This is a genomic window from Kitasatospora sp. NPDC033851 (genome assembly GCF_055576085.1).
In genome coordinates this window covers 156274-171730 of record NZ_JBVIRL010000013.1, presented here as the reverse complement: position 1 = coordinate 171730, position 15457 = coordinate 156274, and the positions used below count along the sequence as shown (strand labels likewise).

Annotated in this window: 15 protein-coding genes; 11 read left to right on the top strand and 4 right to left on the bottom strand. The window is 73.5% G+C overall.

Features of this window, described 5'->3' with window-relative positions; translation table 11 throughout:
- The first annotated feature begins 166 nt into the window (after positions 1–166).
- Positions 167–817, top strand: coding sequence for an IclR family transcriptional regulator (locus ACZ51D_RS24500; protein WP_355671840.1), 651 nt, complete (start codon positions 167–169; stop codon positions 815–817).
- A gap of 102 nt (positions 818–919) precedes the next feature.
- Positions 920–1726, top strand: a complete 807-nt coding sequence (locus ACZ51D_RS24495; RefSeq protein ID WP_465620357.1) for a S16 family serine protease — start codon at positions 920–922, stop codon at positions 1724–1726.
- 33 nt (positions 1727–1759) lie between these two features.
- On the opposite strand, the gene ACZ51D_RS24490 is transcribed toward ACZ51D_RS24495, so the two are convergent.
- Positions 1760–2326, bottom strand: coding sequence for an Lrp/AsnC family transcriptional regulator (locus ACZ51D_RS24490; RefSeq protein WP_465620359.1), 567 nt, complete (start codon positions 2324–2326; stop codon positions 1760–1762).
- 118 nt (positions 2327–2444) lie between these two features.
- Positions 2445–2981 carry a hypothetical protein gene (locus tag ACZ51D_RS24485; RefSeq protein ID WP_465620360.1) on the bottom strand — a complete coding sequence of 179 codons (537 nt, stop codon included), beginning with the start codon at positions 2979–2981 and terminating at the stop codon, positions 2445–2447.
- 133 nt (positions 2982–3114) lie between these two features.
- Between ACZ51D_RS24485 and ACZ51D_RS24480 the strand changes: the two genes are divergently transcribed.
- The 4 genes from ACZ51D_RS24480 (at position 3115) to ACZ51D_RS24465 (ending at position 8665) form a co-directional block, all read left to right on the top strand.
- Positions 3115–3819, top strand: coding sequence for a response regulator transcription factor (locus ACZ51D_RS24480; RefSeq protein WP_465663530.1), 705 nt, complete (start codon positions 3115–3117; stop codon positions 3817–3819).
- Positions 3816–5252 carry a sensor histidine kinase gene (locus ACZ51D_RS24475; protein WP_465663529.1) on the top strand — a complete coding sequence of 479 codons (1437 nt, stop codon included), beginning with the start codon at positions 3816–3818 and terminating at the stop codon, positions 5250–5252. The genes ACZ51D_RS24480 and ACZ51D_RS24475 overlap by 4 nt, the downstream gene beginning before the upstream one ends.
- Positions 5253–5536: 284 nt before the next feature.
- Positions 5537–7105, top strand: a complete 1569-nt coding sequence (locus ACZ51D_RS24470; protein WP_465663528.1) for a glycoside hydrolase family 18 protein — start codon at positions 5537–5539, stop codon at positions 7103–7105.
- Between the two features lie 162 nt (positions 7106–7267).
- Positions 7268–8665, top strand: coding sequence for a glycosyltransferase 87 family protein (locus ACZ51D_RS24465; protein ID WP_465620367.1), 1398 nt, complete (start codon positions 7268–7270; stop codon positions 8663–8665).
- A 113-nt stretch (positions 8666–8778) separates the two neighbouring features.
- Here ACZ51D_RS24465 and ACZ51D_RS24460 read toward each other — a convergent pair whose 3' ends face one another.
- Positions 8779–9195 (bottom strand): SsgA family sporulation/cell division regulator, encoded by a 417-nt coding sequence (locus ACZ51D_RS24460; protein ID WP_350634093.1) that lies wholly within the window; start codon positions 9193–9195, stop codon positions 8779–8781.
- A gap of 475 nt (positions 9196–9670) precedes the next feature.
- On the opposite strand from ACZ51D_RS24460, the gene ACZ51D_RS24455 reads away from it, so the two are divergent.
- On the top strand, positions 9671–11194 hold the full coding sequence (locus tag ACZ51D_RS24455; RefSeq protein WP_465663527.1) for an RDD family protein: 1524 nt from the start codon (positions 9671–9673) through the stop codon (positions 11192–11194).
- 120 nt (positions 11195–11314) lie between these two features.
- Positions 11315–12079, top strand: coding sequence for an RDD family protein (locus ACZ51D_RS24450; protein ID WP_465620371.1), 765 nt, complete (start codon positions 11315–11317; stop codon positions 12077–12079).
- Positions 12080–12115: 36 nt separating this feature from the next.
- Here the strand turns inward: ACZ51D_RS24450 and ACZ51D_RS24445 are convergent, their stop codons facing one another.
- Complete coding sequence (locus ACZ51D_RS24445; protein ID WP_465663526.1) at positions 12116–12445, bottom strand: hypothetical protein; 330 nt, start codon at positions 12443–12445, stop codon at positions 12116–12118.
- 246 nt (positions 12446–12691) lie between these two features.
- Between ACZ51D_RS24445 and ACZ51D_RS24440 the strand changes: the two genes are divergently transcribed.
- The 3 genes from ACZ51D_RS24440 (at position 12692) to ACZ51D_RS24430 (ending at position 15443) form a co-directional block, all read left to right on the top strand.
- Positions 12692–13393 carry an endonuclease V gene (locus ACZ51D_RS24440; protein WP_465620375.1) on the top strand — a complete coding sequence of 234 codons (702 nt, stop codon included), beginning with the start codon at positions 12692–12694 and terminating at the stop codon, positions 13391–13393.
- Positions 13394–13488: 95 nt separating this feature from the next.
- Entirely contained in the window at positions 13489–13965 is a 477-nt protein-coding gene (locus ACZ51D_RS24435) for a type VII secretion target (RefSeq protein ID WP_360496845.1), read from the top strand.
- 38 nt (positions 13966–14003) lie between these two features.
- The gene (locus ACZ51D_RS24430; RefSeq protein WP_465663525.1) at positions 14004–15443 is read left to right on the top strand and encodes a WXG100 family type VII secretion target; all 1440 of its coding nucleotides are present in this window, start codon (positions 14004–14006) and stop codon (positions 15441–15443) included.
- Positions 15444–15457: the final 14 nt, after the last annotated feature.

Below are 15457 nucleotides of genomic sequence, written 5' to 3'. Positions count from 1 at the left end.
CGCTCTTCCGCCGGGCAACCCCCCCGCGGGACGGCGTCGCAGGACCGTACCGGCGTCAAGGACGACACCGCGTACGGCCCGAGCGCGGCCACCCCCACCTGCGCGCGACACCGACCCCCGGCCGGCGCCGCCCGCCCCGCGAGCGCCGCGGAAAGGATTGCCCGTCGTGACAGCCGAGACCTCCCAGACCCTGGACCGAGGCGTCCGGGTCCTCAAACTCCTCGCCGACTCCGAGCGGGGGCTCACCGTCACCGAACTCGCCGCCCGGCTGGCCGTCAACCGCACCGTCGTCTACCGGCTGCTGGCCACCCTGGAGCAGCACGGCCTGGTCCGCCGGGACATCGGCGGACGCGCCCGGGTCGGCCTCGGCGTGCTGCGGCTCGCGCACCGGGTGCACCCGCTGCTGCGCGAGGCCGCGCTGCCGGCCCTGCGCAGCCTCGCCGAGGACCTCGGCGCCACCGCCCACCTGACCCTGGTGGACGGCAACGAGGCGCTGGCCGTCGCCGTGGTCGAGCCGAGCTGGACCGACTTCCACGTCGCCTACCGGACCGGCCTGCGCCACCCGCTCACCGAGAGCGCGGCCGGACGGGCGATCCTGGAGGCCCGCACCTTCCCCAGCCAGCGGCGGCCCGAGCAGGGCTTCGTCATCACCCGCGCGGAGGAGCAGTCCGGGGCGTGCGGGGCGGCCGCCGCGCTGCTCGGACTGAGCGGCATCGAGGGCAGCGTCGGCGTGGTGATGCTCAACGGCATGGTGCCCGAGCGGGTCGGGCCCCGGGTGGTGGAGGCGGCGACCGAGGTGGCCGACGCCCTGAGGTAGCGCCCCCGCCCCGAGCGCCCCGAGGTAGCGCCCCCGCTCCCGATCGCCCCGAGGCGAGCGGGCGCACCACGGCGGGGCGTCGGGTGTGTTTGGATTCCCCTTGTGTCCGACACCAAGCTCTCCAAGGCCCTCACCGCCCCGCGGACCCGCGCGCTCGCGCTGTGCGGAGCGCTGGTCACCGCGCTGTTCGGCGTGGCCGCCTTCGTCCCGCTGCCGTACACCGTCACCTGGCCGGGCCTGACCGCGGACACCCTGGGCAGCTACCAGGACAAGCCGGTGCTCACCATCACCGGGGCACCACTGCGCACCACCGAGGGCGAGCTGCGGATGGTCACCATCACGGCGACCAACCCGGACCAGCGCAACACCTTCCTGCGGTCCATGCAGGCCTGGTTCAATCCGAAGGAGGCGGTCCGCCCGACCGACACGGTCTACCCGCAGGGCAACCCGGCCAAGGCCGAGGAGGTCACGGCCCAGCAGATGGCCGAGTCGCAGGACAGCGCCACCGCGGCCGCGCTGAGCTACCTCCACCTGTCACCGGACCAGGTGAAGGTCAAGGTCGACCTGGGCGACGTCGGCGGCCCGAGCGCCGGCCAGATGCTGGCGCTGGGCATCGTCGACAAGCTCGCCGGCGACGGCCAGGGCGGCGACCTCACCGGCGGGCGCACGATCGCGGGCACCGGCACCATCGACAAGGACGGCACGGTCGGCCCGGTCGGCGGCGTCCCGCTGAAGACGCAGGCGGCCGCCCGGGACGGCGCGACGGTGTTCCTGCTCCCCAGGGACGAGTGCACGGACGCCAAGGTGAACACGCCGGCGTCGCTGCGACTGGTGCCGGTCGGCACGCTCGGCGAGGCGGTCTCGGTGCTGCAGGCACTCAAGAGCGGCGGCAGCGTCCCCGCCTGCTGACCGGGCGCGCCCTGCCGACGGCCGGACCCCGTCCTACTCGGCGGCGGCCTGGTCCACCAGCGGCAGGATCCGGTACGGCACCGGGTTCTCCAGCACGATCGCGGTGGACGAGCGGACGATCCCGTCGAAGCCCACCACCCGGTCGATCACCCGCTGCAGATCGGCGTTGGAACGGGCCACGATCCGCACCATCATGTCCCCGATCCCGGTGATGGTGTGCAGTTCCAGCACCTCCGGCACGCCCGCCAGGTGCGCCCGCACGTCCGTGCCCTGGCCCTGGGAGATCTCCAGGGTCGCGAAGGCCGTCACCGGGTAGCCGATCGCCGCCGGGTCCACCTCCGGGCCGAAGCCGCCGATCACCCCCTTGGCCTGGAGCCGGTCCAGCCGGGCCTGCACGGTGCCCCGGGCGACCTGCAGCCGGCGCGAGCACTCCAGCACCCCGATCCGGGGCTCCTCGGCGAGCAGCCGGATCAGCCGGCCGTCCAGGGCGTCGATGGTGTCGTTCGTGCTGCCCGCGACGGCGCCCTGCGGGGCGACGGGGTCGGCCGGGCCGGGGGAACTGGGAGAGCTGGGGGAGCTCGGGGATGGGGCGGGGGTCATCGCGGCACCGTCCTCCGGTGGGCATTCTGTACAGCGGCGCGGCCGATTCTCCCGCCCCGGGGCACGGCTTGACCAGCGACTCCCGGGCGGGCCGTCGGCGTGCCGAACGGACGGGTTGCTAGCGGACGGCCGTCTCCACGGTCGGGGGGTGCCCGTTCCAGGAGACGAAGACCGAGTTGGCCTGGGCGTCCCTGGTGAAGTCGATCCGCATCCACTGGGGGCCGTCCCACACCTGCATCTGCCAGCCCGGGTCCGGGGTGGCGGACACCAGCGAGGCCCGGTCGGCCTGGAGGTCCAGCGCGACCTTGCCGCCCGGGATCGGATAGCTCCTGACCGTGGACGTCGCGGTGGGCGTCGGCGCGGGCCGGCGGGTGGGCGGCGGGGCGGTCGTGACGGGGGCCGGCCCGTGCGTCGCGGTGGCGGGCGGGGAGGTCGGCTGGGCCGGGGTCGCGGACTGCGCCGCCGAGCGCGGCTGCTCGGGGGCGGCGGTCGGGGAGTACGGCGTGCCGTCGGCCTTCGGGGAGGGCAGCGGCAGTGCCGTGGGCCGCTCGAACGCGGCGCCGGTCAGCACCGCGTGCACGCCGAACCAGGACAGCGCCACCGCCGCCCCGGTGGCCGCCGCCCAGGCGCCGAGCTGTACCAGTCCGTTCCGCATCGTCCGCACATCCTGCCGTATTTCCCCCTGTCCGAGACCGGCACCCCCGGTATTCCTCAGGGCAGTTGCACAATGTCCGGACCGGCCCCCGAGGTACAGACCACTGTCCGCCGATGGCGTACCGTGCAGGCCCATGGCAACAGTGCTCGTGGTCGAGGACGACCCCTTCGTACGTTCCGCCCTCATCCGCCACCTGACGGACACCGGCCACGCGGTCCGCAGCGTGGGCACCGCACTCGAGGCGCTGCGGGAGGTCGCCCAGGTCGGCTGTGACCTGGTGATCCTCGACCTGGGCCTGCCCGACCTGGACGGCAGCGAGGCACTCAAGATGATCCGGGGCCTGACCAACGTGCCGGTGATCATCTCCACCGCCCGGGACGACGAGGCCGAGATCGTCCGGCTGCTCAACGACGGTGCCGACGACTACCTGGTGAAACCTTTCTCCGGAGAGCACCTCAGCGCCCGGATGGCCGCCGTGCTGCGCCGGCTCGGCAGCGGCGCGGCACCCGTCGCCCAGGTCCTGCGGGTCGGCGGCCTGGCCATCGACCTCCAGCGTCGCGAGGCCTCCCTGGACGGTCGGCCGCTCGACCTGACCCGCCGTGAATTCGACCTGCTGGCCTTCCTCGCCGCCCGGCCCGGCGTGGTCGTGCCGCGCAAGGAGATCCTCGCCGAGGTCTGGCAGCAGACCTACGGCGGCGACCAGACCATCGACGTCCACCTCTCCTGGCTGCGCCGCAAACTCGGCGAGACCGCCTCCAACCCCCGCTACCTGCACACCGTCCGGGGCGTGGGGGTGCGGCTGGAGGCCACCGGGGGCCCGGCGGGGCACCGGACATGAGGAGGTTCGGGCACTCGCTGCGCTGGGCCCTGATCAAGGCCGCCGTGGCCGGGACCACCATGGTCGCACTGGCCTTCCTCATCCCGCTCGGCCTGATGGTCCAGCAGACCGCCCGGGACCGGGCGTTCACCGCCGCCGACCGGCAGGCGGCGGCACTCGGACCGGCCCTGGCGATCACCACCGACCAGGACGCCGTCACCCGGGCCCTGGCCAGCACGGACGCGGGCGGGCAGGGACGGATGGCGGTCCACCTGCCGGCCGCGGGGCAGCCCGAGACCCCCGGGACGGGCGGGCCCGGCGGCCCGACCCTGGGGGACGGCCGGGCCGCCGACGGCGACGTGGCCACGGCCGGCGGGCAGGGCCGCTCCTTCACCGTGCAGGTGCCCGGCGGCTACGCACTGCTCCAGCCGGTCGCGGTGGACACCGGGCGGACCGCCGTGGTCGAGGTGTTCGTGGCCGAGAGCGACCTCACCCGGGGCGTCACCACCGCCTGGCTGGTGCTCTCCGCCGTCGCGCTCGGCCTGGTCGCCATCTCGGTGCTGGTCGCCGACCGGATGGGCAACCGGATCGTCGCCTCCGCCCGGCGGCTCGCCGGCGCCGCCCGCTCGCTCGGCGCCGGCAACCTCGCCGTACGGGTCCCGGTGGAGGGCAAGCAGATCGACGGCAGCCCCGAAGAACTGCGCGAAGCCGCCCACGCGTTCAACACCATGGCCGACCGGGTGGTCCAACTCCTCGCCGCCGAACGGGAACTGGCCGCCGACCTGTCCCACCGGCTGCGCACCCCGCTGACCGTACTGCGGCTCAACGCCGCCTCGCTCGGCGACGGCGACGCGGCCGACGCCACCCGGCACGCGGTCGCCCAACTCGAGCGCGAGGTCGACCAGATCATCCGCTCGGCCCGCCGCGCCCCCGAGGACGCGCCCGCCGTCACGGTCGGCTGCGACGCCGCCGAGGTGATCCGCGAACGGGTCGGCTTCTGGTCCGCGCTGGCCGAGGACGAGGGGCGCCGTTGGCAGCTGGCCGGCGCCGAACGGGCGGCACCCGTACCCGTCCAGCGCGGCGACCTGGCGGCCGCCGTCGACGCGCTGCTCGGCAACGTCTTCCGGCACACCGCCATCGGCACCGCCTTCTCCGTGGACGTACTGGCCACCGACAGCTCGGTGATCGTGCTGGTCGGCGACGCCGGACCCGGGTACAGCGACCCGGCCGCCGCCCTCAAACGCGGCGAGGGCCACGGCGGGGAGGGCTCGACCGGCCTCGGCCTGGACATCGTCCGCAAGCTCGCCGAGGCCACCGGCGGCGATCTCGCGCTCGGCCGCTCCGCCGTCCTCGGCGGCGCCGAGACCCGGCTACGGCTGCGCACCCGGCCGCAGGAGGCGGCGCTCACGCGGACCGGGCGGCGGCGCAGCCGGGGAGCGCTCTTCCAGCGGTGACGCGGTGACGCGGTGACGCTGTGACTGTGACGCGGCGGGGGGCTTGGTGCGAGTTTTGGCGGGGTCTTGGCGGGGTCTTGGGTGGGGGTCTTCGAGGGGGTCTTCCTTAACTGTGGCCTAAGGGAGTTCTACCCCTCGCTCAGTACGCCCGTTCGGCCCCCCGGCCGCCGCTAGCGTCGGTCGCGCCGGTCACCCGACCGAGCCGGACCGGCCGCCCGGACATCCGCAGGCACCCCCGTGCCCGGACGGCGGCCGACCGAAGGCACCCGCGGAGGTAACGCGCCATGACCATCCAGCCCACCCGCCGCTCCGGCCACCGCAGGCGCGGCCGCAAGGGCGCGATCATCGGGGCCGCCGCGGTCGCCGCCGCCCTGGTCGTGGGCGGGACGGTCGTCCTCGCCTCCTCGGCCAGCGCGGCCTCGCTCGGCGCCGTCTACAGCCGCACCAGCACCTGGGACGCCGGCTACACCGGCCAGTACCTGGTCACCAACCCGGACAGCAGCCCGATCGAGGACTGGACGCTCAGCTTCGACCTGCCGGCCGGAGCGAAGATCGACTCGCTCTGGAACGCCACCTACACCGCCGAGGGGCAGCACGTCACGGTCAGGCCGGAGGCCTGGAGCAAGCGGCTGGAGCCCGGCAAGAGCGTGGTGGTCGGCTTCGTCGCCCAGGGCGCGGGCGCAGCGCAGGCCGAGCCGGCCAACTGCCTGATCAACAAGGCCTCCTGCAAGGCGGGCGACGGGACCGCGCCCACCCCCTCGGGGCGTCCGACCGCCACTGCCACTGCCACTGCCTCTCCGACGACTCCTCCGACCGCGACCGCGACCGCGACCGCCAAGCCCAGTCCCACCGCCACGGCGAAGCCGACCACCCCGGCGCCGACCCCCACCCCGACCGCCACCCCCACGGCGACCGGTGTGCCCGTTCCGCCAGTCGGCGCCGGCTTCGCCCCGTACGTGGACACCTCGCTCTACCCGCCGTACGACCTGGCGGCCATCGCCAAGGCGAGCGGCGTGAAGACCTTCAACCTCGCCTTCGTGGTCTCCGGTGGCGGCTGCGTGCCCAAGTGGGGCGGCGTCAGCGACCTGTCCGCCGACGCGGTGGCCGCCCAGATCGGCGCGCTGCGGGCGACCGGCGGCGACGTCCGGATCTCCTTCGGCGGCGCCAACGGCAGCGAGCTCGCCCTCGCCTGCGGCTCCACCGCCGACCTCACGGCCGCGTACCGGAAGGTCGTGGACGCGTACGGCGCCACCAAGCTGGACTTCGACGTCGAGGGCGGCGCGATCGCCGACACCGCCGCCAACACCCGGCGCGCCCAGGCCGTCGCCCAGCTGCAGAAGAACGCCGCCGCCGAGGGCAAGGCCCTCGACGTCTCCTTCACCCTGCCCGCGCTGCCCTCCGGCCTGACCCAGGAGGGCGTCAACCTGGTCGCCGACGCCAAGGCCAACGGCGTCGCGATCGGCGCCGTCAACATCATGGCGATGGACTTCGGCGACGGCGTCGCCCCCAACCCGCAGGGCCGGATGGGCACGTACGCGATCGCCGCGGCCACCGCCACCCAGGCCCAGGTCAAGAGCGTGCTGGGGCTGGACGACGCGGCCGCCTGGCGCAAGGTCGCGGTCACCCCGATGATCGGCGTCAACGACGTGGCCAGCGAGGTCTTCACCGTCGCCGACGCCAAGCAGCTCGCCGACTTCGCCACGGCCAAGCACCTCGCCTGGCTGGCCATGTGGTCCGGCACCCGGGACAAGGCCTGCGAGGGCGGCGCCAAGGCCTACGCCGACGCCACCTGCAGCAGCGTCGTCCAGCAGCCGCTGGACTTCACCCGGGCCCTGGGGGCGTACACGGGCTGAGGCCTCTCCGAGGCCGGGACGCCGTTCGCCCGTGAGCTGCCCGCGGGCAGGGCTCGGGCGGCCGGCGCCCTGCTGTCACACTGTGTAGTCGAACGTGTCCGGCCCCGTTCGGGAGGCATCCGGTATCGTCGCTGGTTGGCCGAGCGGTGGACGGAGTGAGCAGTGACAGCGGTGCAAGACGAGCGCAGCCCGGTGCGGACCGCACCCGATCCCTCGCCCGCCCCGCTGTCGGACCGGCTGCGCCGGACGCTCGGTGCTCCCGTCCAGGCCGTGCGGGAGGCCCCCCGCCGTCCGCTGCTGGCCGCCTCCGCGCTGGCGCTGCTGTCCCTGGTCGTGTACGCAGTGGTGCGCCACTTCGTCCACACCTCGATGGTGGACATGATCGTCTACCGGGCCGAGGGCGCCGCCGTCGCCAACGGCACCGACCTGTACGGGCTGCGCGTCACCGAGTGGAACCTGCCCGCGACCTACCCCCCGTTCGCGGCGATGCTGTTCGTGCCGACCACCTGGTTCCCGGTTTCCTTCCTCCGGGTCGCGATCACTCTCGGCAACCTCGGGCTGCTCGCCCTGCTGACCCACCTGTCGTTCAAGCTGGTCGGCTGGCCGCGCCGTGAGCTGCGGCCGATCGGCGTGATCCTGGTGACCGGCCTCGGGGTCTGGCTCGAGCCCGTCTTCACCACGCTCCGCTACGGTCAGATCAACCTCGCGCTCGCCTGCCTGATCCTCTGGGATCTCACCCGTCCGGCTGAACGCCGCAGCAAGGGCGTGGCGATCGGCATCGCCGCCGGCATCAAGCTCACCCCCGGCCTGTTCGCCGTCTACCTGCTGATCACCGGCCGGATCCGGGCCGCCTTCGTGGCCGGCCTCACCTTCCTCGGCACCTTCCTGCTCGGCGCCCTCGTCCTGCCCGACGCGACCTGGGGCTTCTGGACCAAGTACCTCTACGACTCCTCCCGGGTCGGCAAGACCCAGATCGTCGACAACCAGTCGCTGCGCGGCGCCTTCGCCCGCCTGCTGCACACCGCCGAGCCCGGCACCGTCGCCACCCTCGGGGCCGGCCTGGTCGCGCTGGCCGGCCTCGCCGTCGCCGCCTGGGCCGCCCGCAGCGGCCGCTGGCTGCCCCGGGCCGAGGCCTGGGGCGTCTGCTGCGCGGCCGTCACCGCCGTGCTGATCTCGCCGATCAGCTGGACCCACCACTGGGTCTGGTGCGTACCGCTGCTCGTCCTGCTCGCCGCCGAGGCCTCCGTCGAGCACGCCCGCCCGGCGGGCGTCCGCCGACTGCGCTGGCGGGCCGTCTTCTGGGCCACGCTGGTCGCCTTCCTCTCGTTCGCCATGTGGGCGGCGAAGCCGCTCGGCCCGGCCGTCCTCCACATGTCACCGTGGCGCCAGCTGCCGACCTCGGTCTACCCGTGGGTCGGACTCTGCTTCCTGCTCGCCGCCGCGATCCGGATCAGGGCGCGGCGACGCTCCGCCGGCGCTCCGCCGGTCCGGCTGCCCGGACAGCGCGACGGCGGTCCGGACGCCGCCCGCGGCCGTCAGCAGGCCCCCGCGGCCCGCTGAGCCGGCGGGGGCGCCGCTCCTGCTCCCTCGTGTGCTCCGTCGTGTGCCCCCTCGATCGGGCACGTGCCGGTGCACACCGCGACGCACGCTGTGGTGCGCGCTGTGACGCACGCCTAGGCGAGCAGCTCGGCGAGCGAGCCGTCCAGGTCCAGCGCGGCCAGCTCGCTGCCCGGCGGCACCAGCCGGTGCGCCCGCTCCAGCCAGGCCGCGACGGCCGGCAGCGGCGCCTCCAGCAGCGCGTCCCCGGCGGGCGAGCTCAGCGCCAGGCAGAGCACGCTGCGCCGGCCCGAGCGGGTCGGCCAGATCCGCACGTCGCCCTGGCCGCACGGGCGGAAGGTGCCCTCGACCAGCAGCTCGCGGGCGAACACCCAGGTCACCGGGGAGCCGGTGTCCAGGTGGAAGGTGATGTAGACCGCGTACGGGTCGTGGCTGCCGTAGGACAGCCGCGCCGGGACGGGGACGCTGTGCTCCGGCGAGAGCACCAGGTTGAGTTCCAGCTCGTGCTCGACGACGCTGACGGGGCGTTCCATGATCGTCTTCCTCTCCGCCTTCGGGGCGTGCCCGGTACCGGGCCCTGTGACCTTTGAGAGGGCGGTCCGCACCGGCTCTTACACACGTTTCCGGGATTTCTTCGGGAAGTTCGGCGAGGGGTGGTGAACGGGCGGTTGCATGGCGCGCGCATGCTGCTCGCGCGCCTGGTTCTCTACCGCGAGCGGCCCTCAGCTGTCCGGGGATTCGCGAACTTCCCGTCGCGACTTCGGCGAGGTACTACCCTTTGTGACTGTCCGACGACTGTCCGCCGATCGGTGGCGCCCCCATGCCCGCCGAGCGCCGACCGTGGGCCGACCCTGCGCCGGGTTGTGCGCGCGGGCGGACACGTCGCAGTCGAACCACGCCGATCCACCGGCCGCCCCGTGGCCTACGTCGCCGTCCCTCGTCCTTCCTCGCCTCTTCCTTGCCCCCATTCCTTGCCCTCATCAGGACCTGCCAGGAAAGAAGACCCCCATGACGGACCGCTCCTTCGCCGACGGCGACCCGGCCGTCGCACCCGAGCCGGGCTACTACCCCGACCCCTCCATCCCCGGCTTCGTCCGGTACTGGGGCGGCTCGGCCTGGGTGCCCGGCACCAGCCGACCCTCGCCCGCCGAGGGCGAGGTGTTGGAGCCGCCCCGGTACGCGACCCGCCGGCCCAACCAGGCCGGGCCGCCGGCGCGGGCGGTGCCGCCGCCGGTGGTGCCGGTGGCCGCGGTTCCGGCGGCCGTGCCGATGTCGGTGCCGGTGCCGGTGCCGGTGCCGGTGTCGGCGCCTGCGGCGGAGGGGCGGACACCTGCGGGCGGGGGCGACACCGGGCCGGTGTACTTCGACCAGACCTCGGGCGGGGCGTCCTTCGTGCTCGGGCCGCGGGTGGCGGAGGTGATCGGCGGGCCGGTGTTCCGGACCGTCGGGCCGACGGCAGGGGGCATCGACGAGCCGGTGGTCGGTACGGCGCCCGAGGCGGTGGCCGCGGCCGAGGCGATGCCCGGGGAGTCGGGATGGCAGGCCGATCCGCGGGCGCAACGGGGACTGATGGACACCGGCGATGCGCCGCGCTGGGTCTCCTGGGGGGTGCTTCCGGGGGCGTCCGAGGAGGAAGAGGGGCGCGCGGAACCGGAGCGCGCTTCTGTTGGCGTGGAACTGGCCGCCGCCGTCGCGCCCGCCACGGCGGCGGTGGTGCGGGCGGCCCCGACGCCATTCGTCGAGGCCTCGGGCGCGGTGCCGGTGGTGGTCGCGCCGGCGGTCATGGCGTCGGTGATCGAGGAAGCGATGGCGGGCACGGGCGCGGGCACGCGCTCGGGCTCGGGCGCGGCCTCGGAGCAGGCGATCTCGGTGTCGGGCCCGGCCGCGCCCACTGCGTCCGTCGTGTCCGCTGTGTCCATTGGGCCTGTTGCGTCCACGGGGCCGGTCGCGGCCGCCGCAGTCGCCCCCACCACTCCGCTGCCCGCCGTGCGGCCGGCCCGGCAGGCCGCCGCCCGTCGTCGCTCCGCGGCCCCCGCCGCCGTGCCGGCCGGGCTGGGACGCCGACTGGCGGCCCGGGCAGTGGACACCGCCGTGCTGCTGGTGGTCGCCGTCGCAGCCGGCATCCCACTCGGCAACTCGGTGTCCGAGCACCTCCAGCAGAAGCTCGACCAGGCCCGGATGGCCAGCGCCCTCACCCGCCGTCAGGTCCAGGTCTGGCTGGTGGACGACGTGGTGCTGGGCAAGATCGCCGTGCTGATCGGCATCCTGCTCTTCGTCAGCCTGCTCCACGAGGTGCTGCCGATCGCCCGTACCGGCCAGACCTTCGGCAAGAGGCTGGCCCGGATCCGCGTGGTGGACGCCGCCGCCCCCGCCGCCAAGACCCGGCTGAGCCTCGGCCGCTCGCTGCTCCGGTGGGCCGTCCGACAGGTGGGCGTGGTGCTGCTGCTCGGCCTGGTCTGGCCGGTGTTCGACCGTCCGGCGAGGCGCGGGTGGCAGGACCGAGCGGCCCGGACCCGGGTGGTGCGGGCCTGAGACGGTGGGCTCCGCAGCTGAGGTGGTGGGCCCTGCAGCCCTCGGCCCTTTCCGTGCCCGAGGCAGCAAAACGGACGAAATATCCCGAACCTCAAGAATGTGCGATGTTCTACTCGGGGCATGAGCACCCACGACCCCTCAGGCTCCCAGCCGGAGGGGGGCGGCAAGCCCTCCTTCGACAAGCAGTCCCCGCAGCCGGGCGGCGGCACGCCGGAAGGCGAGCCGTCGGGCCCGACCCCGTCCGAGGGCCCGTCGGAAGGCACGTCGGAAGGCCCGCCCGACGGTGCGGCCGGCGGCCCCGGCGCGTACCAGGGCACCTACGGAGGAACCACGTACGGCGGACCGGCCCACGGTCAGAACCCGCACGGCCAGAACCCGTACGGCCCGCCCCCGTCCGGCTACGGCACCGGCTACGGCCCCGGCGCATACGGGACCCCCGGCGCCGGACCGGTCCCCGGCATGCCGCCGCTCGGCACCTGGCCCAAGCGGATCGGCGCCCGGCTGATCGACTACCTCATCGTTCAGGCTATCGCCGTGCTCGTGGTGGCGCCCTTCGTCGACCTCAGCGAACGCAACGGCTCGGCCGAGGCCTTCTGGCTCGCCTGCGGCATCTACCTCATCTACGACGCCCTGATGCTCAGCCACGACGGCCAGACCCTCGGCAAGAAGGCGATGAACATCCGCGTCGCCATGCTCATCGACGGCAACACCCCGACCCAGTCCGCCGCCTGGACCCGCTCGGCGGTCTTCATCCTCCCGGCCGTACTCTGCTGCGCCGCGCTCTGGTGGGTCATCGACGGGATCTTCGGCGTCTTCGACAAGCCGTATCGGCAGTGCGTGCACGACAAGGCCGCGAAAACCGTGGTGGTCACCACGAACGTCTGAGCGGCGGCACGGAACGCGCCCGCGCCCGGCGGCGGATCACTGCTGCCGGGCGTACGCGCGTTCGGCGGCGGCGGGAAGGGTGGCAGGGGCGGCCGGGGAGGCCGGGGTGGCGGGGGTGGCCGGGGTGGCCGGGGTTGCAGCGGACGCCGGGGTGGCGTGGGAGGTCCCGGCCGGGCCCGGCTTCGCGGCGGTGGCCGAAGCGGACAGCGAGAGCACCGTCACCACGGTGCCGAGCGCCAGCGAGAACACCACCAGCACCGCGACCGCCAGGACGCCCGAGGCGCCCGAGACAGCCAGCAGCGCCACCGTGGCGGCGACGACAGTGAACGAGCCGAGGCAGGCCTGGGCAGCGGAGGGACGCGGCATGGCGGGGGTCCTTCGCACGTCGGAGGAAACGGGCGGGAATGGTGCCGGTTCCAGAAGTCCTACCCGGCAAGGCAGTTCGCTACCTCCAGGCTAATCCACCGGCCCGGGGGCACAGGGGGCGCACGGGCTCACCCCAGGGTCGTCCGCCCCGGTCTGTACGGTGAAGCGGAACCTGTCGACACCACACGCCACTACGCACCACCACGCGCCGCAGCGCACCATCACCACTCACCGGGGGAACCGACCGTGCCCATTCCCGCCGACTGGCCCACCACCGAGGCCGAGGCGCTCGCCGAACAACAGCGACTGCGCCCCCTCGTCCAGGCCCACGACGACCAGGAGCCCCCCAGCGGACTGATCGCCGGCGTGGACGTCGCCTACGACGACGACCGCGACCTCGTCGTCGCCGCCGCCGTCCTGCTCGACCAGGACACCCTGGACGTCGTCGAACAGGCCACCGCCGTCGGCCGGATCGCCTTCCCCTACGTCCCCGGACTGCTCGCCTTCCGCGAACTGCCCGCCGTCCTCGACGCGCTGGCCGCCCTCACCCACACCCCCGACACCGTCGTCTGCGACGGCTACGGCCTCGCCCACCCCCGCCGCCTCGGCCTCGCCAGCCACCTCGGCGTCCTCACCGGCCTGCGCACCCTCGGCGTCGCCAAAACCCCCTTCACCTTCGACCACCACGAACCCGACGCACCCCGCGGCTCCTGGACCCCGCTCACCGACCCCACCACCGGCGAAGAAGTCGGCCGCGCCGTCCGCACCCGACCCGGAGTCAAACCCGTCTTCGTCTCCGTCGGCCACCGCATCGGCCTCGACACCGCCGTCCGCACCACCCTCGACCTCGCCCACCGCTACCGCCTCCCCGAAACCACCCGACACGCGGACTCCCTGTGCCGCCGCGCCCTCGCCGAAGCCCAGCGCAGCGGGACGACCGCGAACTGACCAAGCCCCGGGCGGGATTCGGGCCCCGTGTGTTAGACATGAGACACCGGGGCCCGGCCCCGACCGCCAGGGACGGACGCACGGGGGGCGCCGAGATGGGATCAGGCACGGGGACAGGCAAGGGGACGGGTACCGGCACCGGTACCGGATCCACCGGCGGAGCCGGACAGGGCTACCGCGTCGAAACCGAACAACTCCGCACCTTCGCCGGCCAAGTACGGCTCCTGCTCGCCGACTTCCAGAAACACGCCGACGGCACCGCCACACACGGACGCAGCGGCGTCGGCAAGAACACCTTCGGCACCTTCGCCGAAGCCACCGAGATCCACGACCGCTACAGCACCATGCGGGACGCGCTGCGCGACGTCCTCAACCAGCTCCAAGAAGCCGTGAACGAAGCCCAGCAGAAGGCCGACCTCACCGCCACCACGTACGAGGAACACGACCAGCACACCGCGCAGAAACTCAAACTCGGCGGCGACGGCTGGTCCGTCGAACAACCCTCCACAACCAGCCAGGCCGCGTACGAGAAGAACCTCACCCCGTCCAACCGCGGCAACGCCACCATCTGACCGCCGCCCGCCCGGACACGAACGGAGGCGAACCGCCCGTGGTCTACACCGACTTCACCAAATACAGCCACGCCCAACTCCGCTCCATGGCACAGGCTCTCGACCCCGGCACGGTCATGGCCGCCGGCGACCCCTGGCGCACCGCCGCCGACACCCTCAAACAGATCCGCCTCACCCTCACCAAAGCCAGCACCGAAGCCGCCACCACCTGGGAAGGCACCACCAGCGACGCCTTCCACACCCGCATGCTCAACCTGGCCGCCAGCATCAACAACGCCGCCGCCTACGCCAACGACGCGGCCAACATCCTCCACAACGTCTCCGAGGCCATGGCCAAGGCCAAACGCGACATGCCCGAAGAACCCGGCAACTGGGACAAGTTCAAGGACACCGTCGGCGACGGCGTCTCCGCCGTCTTCAGCGACAGCGACGACGAACACATCCCCATCGCCGACCGCAAAAAGGCCGAAGCCGCCACCATCATGCAAACCCTCGCCATGCACTACCGCATCGCGACCCCGGCCCTGAAGGCTCCGCCGCCCTATGACCCTAAGAAGCCACCAGCGCCGAAGGACGACCGTGCGGACGGACCGCAAGACGATCCGATCGGAGCTGCGGCGACGGCGGCTGCGATGATGTCTGGTACGTCGGTGGGTGTATCGACAAGGGGGGCGAGCGTTCCGCCGCCGCAGCGTTTGAAGTCCTCCCAACCTTCGATGCAGGCTCGCTCCGTATCGAGGAGTGCGTCTGTTGCTCCGGCCGACTCGGGGATCAAAGGGGGAACAGCTCAGGTTCCCCTGAAGTCGTCGGGCTCATCGAGCCAAGGATCCGCTGAAGGAATCTCCGGCAGGCCAGTGCCTCTGCCGAATGGGAGTCTGCCGAGTCCCGTGCTCGCCGGGACCCAGACCTCAGGACTGGACACTGTCCAGACCGGGACCCCTATCAACGGGCCGTTCGGGGGCGGTGGCGGGCATGAGACCGCCCGTTCTAATGGCCCGAACACATCCCTTTCGCCGGTCGGGCCGGTTGTTGGCCAGGGCAAGGTCGGCTCCGGCAGCAGGGAGATCCCGGGTGGTGTCACGCGGGTGGAGGGTCCTGGGTCGCGCAACGGGGGAGTCGGCGGCGGCGAGGTTTATCCGGGTACCGGCGCAGGAGTCCGCGGAGTGCCCGGCGGCAAGCAGTCGGCAGGGTCTCTGGCGCGGCCGGGCGGGGCTGCCGGAGAGGCGGCGAAACCGGGGGCCGGAGCACGAGGTAAGCAGGCCTTTACGGAAGGCGGATCCGGGCTGGGAGCACGAAACCGGGTCCGGGCTGAGCCGGTTGCACCGAGCGCGAACAGTGCCTCTCCCGGTGTCCCGCTGAGCGGGGCGCAAGGACGTAAGAAGGATCGGGAGAAGGGTGGCAAGCGGCCGGACTACCTCGTCGAGGACGACGAGACCTGGGCGTCAGACAAGCCGGCCAACCCGAACGTGGTGGAATGAAGCCGGTCCGTGGA

What these genes read in the sequence shown, in the direction of transcription:
- ACZ51D_RS24490 (WP_465620359.1), bottom strand. Translation starts at nt 2,326, where the DNA reads ATGACCCCCGCCCCATCCCCGAGCTCCCCCAGCTCTCCCAGTTCCCCC.
- ACZ51D_RS24485 (WP_465620360.1), bottom strand. Translation starts at nt 2,981, where the DNA reads ATGCGGAACGGACTGGTACAGCTCGGCGCCTGGGCGGCGGCCACCGGG.
- ACZ51D_RS24480 (WP_465663530.1), top strand. Translation starts at nt 3,115, where the DNA reads ATGGCAACAGTGCTCGTGGTCGAGGACGACCCCTTCGTACGTTCCGCC.
- ACZ51D_RS24475 (WP_465663529.1), top strand. Translation starts at nt 3,816, where the DNA reads ATGAGGAGGTTCGGGCACTCGCTGCGCTGGGCCCTGATCAAGGCCGCC.
- ACZ51D_RS24470 (WP_465663528.1), top strand. Translation starts at nt 5,537, where the DNA reads ATGACCATCCAGCCCACCCGCCGCTCCGGCCACCGCAGGCGCGGCCGC.
- ACZ51D_RS24460 (WP_350634093.1), bottom strand. Translation starts at nt 9,195, where the DNA reads ATGGAACGCCCCGTCAGCGTCGTCGAGCACGAGCTGGAACTCAACCTG.
- ACZ51D_RS24455 (WP_465663527.1), top strand. Translation starts at nt 9,671, where the DNA reads ATGACGGACCGCTCCTTCGCCGACGGCGACCCGGCCGTCGCACCCGAG.
- ACZ51D_RS24450 (WP_465620371.1), top strand. Translation starts at nt 11,315, where the DNA reads ATGAGCACCCACGACCCCTCAGGCTCCCAGCCGGAGGGGGGCGGCAAG.
- ACZ51D_RS24445 (WP_465663526.1), bottom strand. Translation starts at nt 12,445, where the DNA reads ATGCCGCGTCCCTCCGCTGCCCAGGCCTGCCTCGGCTCGTTCACTGTC.
- ACZ51D_RS24435 (WP_360496845.1), top strand. Translation starts at nt 13,489, where the DNA reads ATGGGATCAGGCACGGGGACAGGCAAGGGGACGGGTACCGGCACCGGT.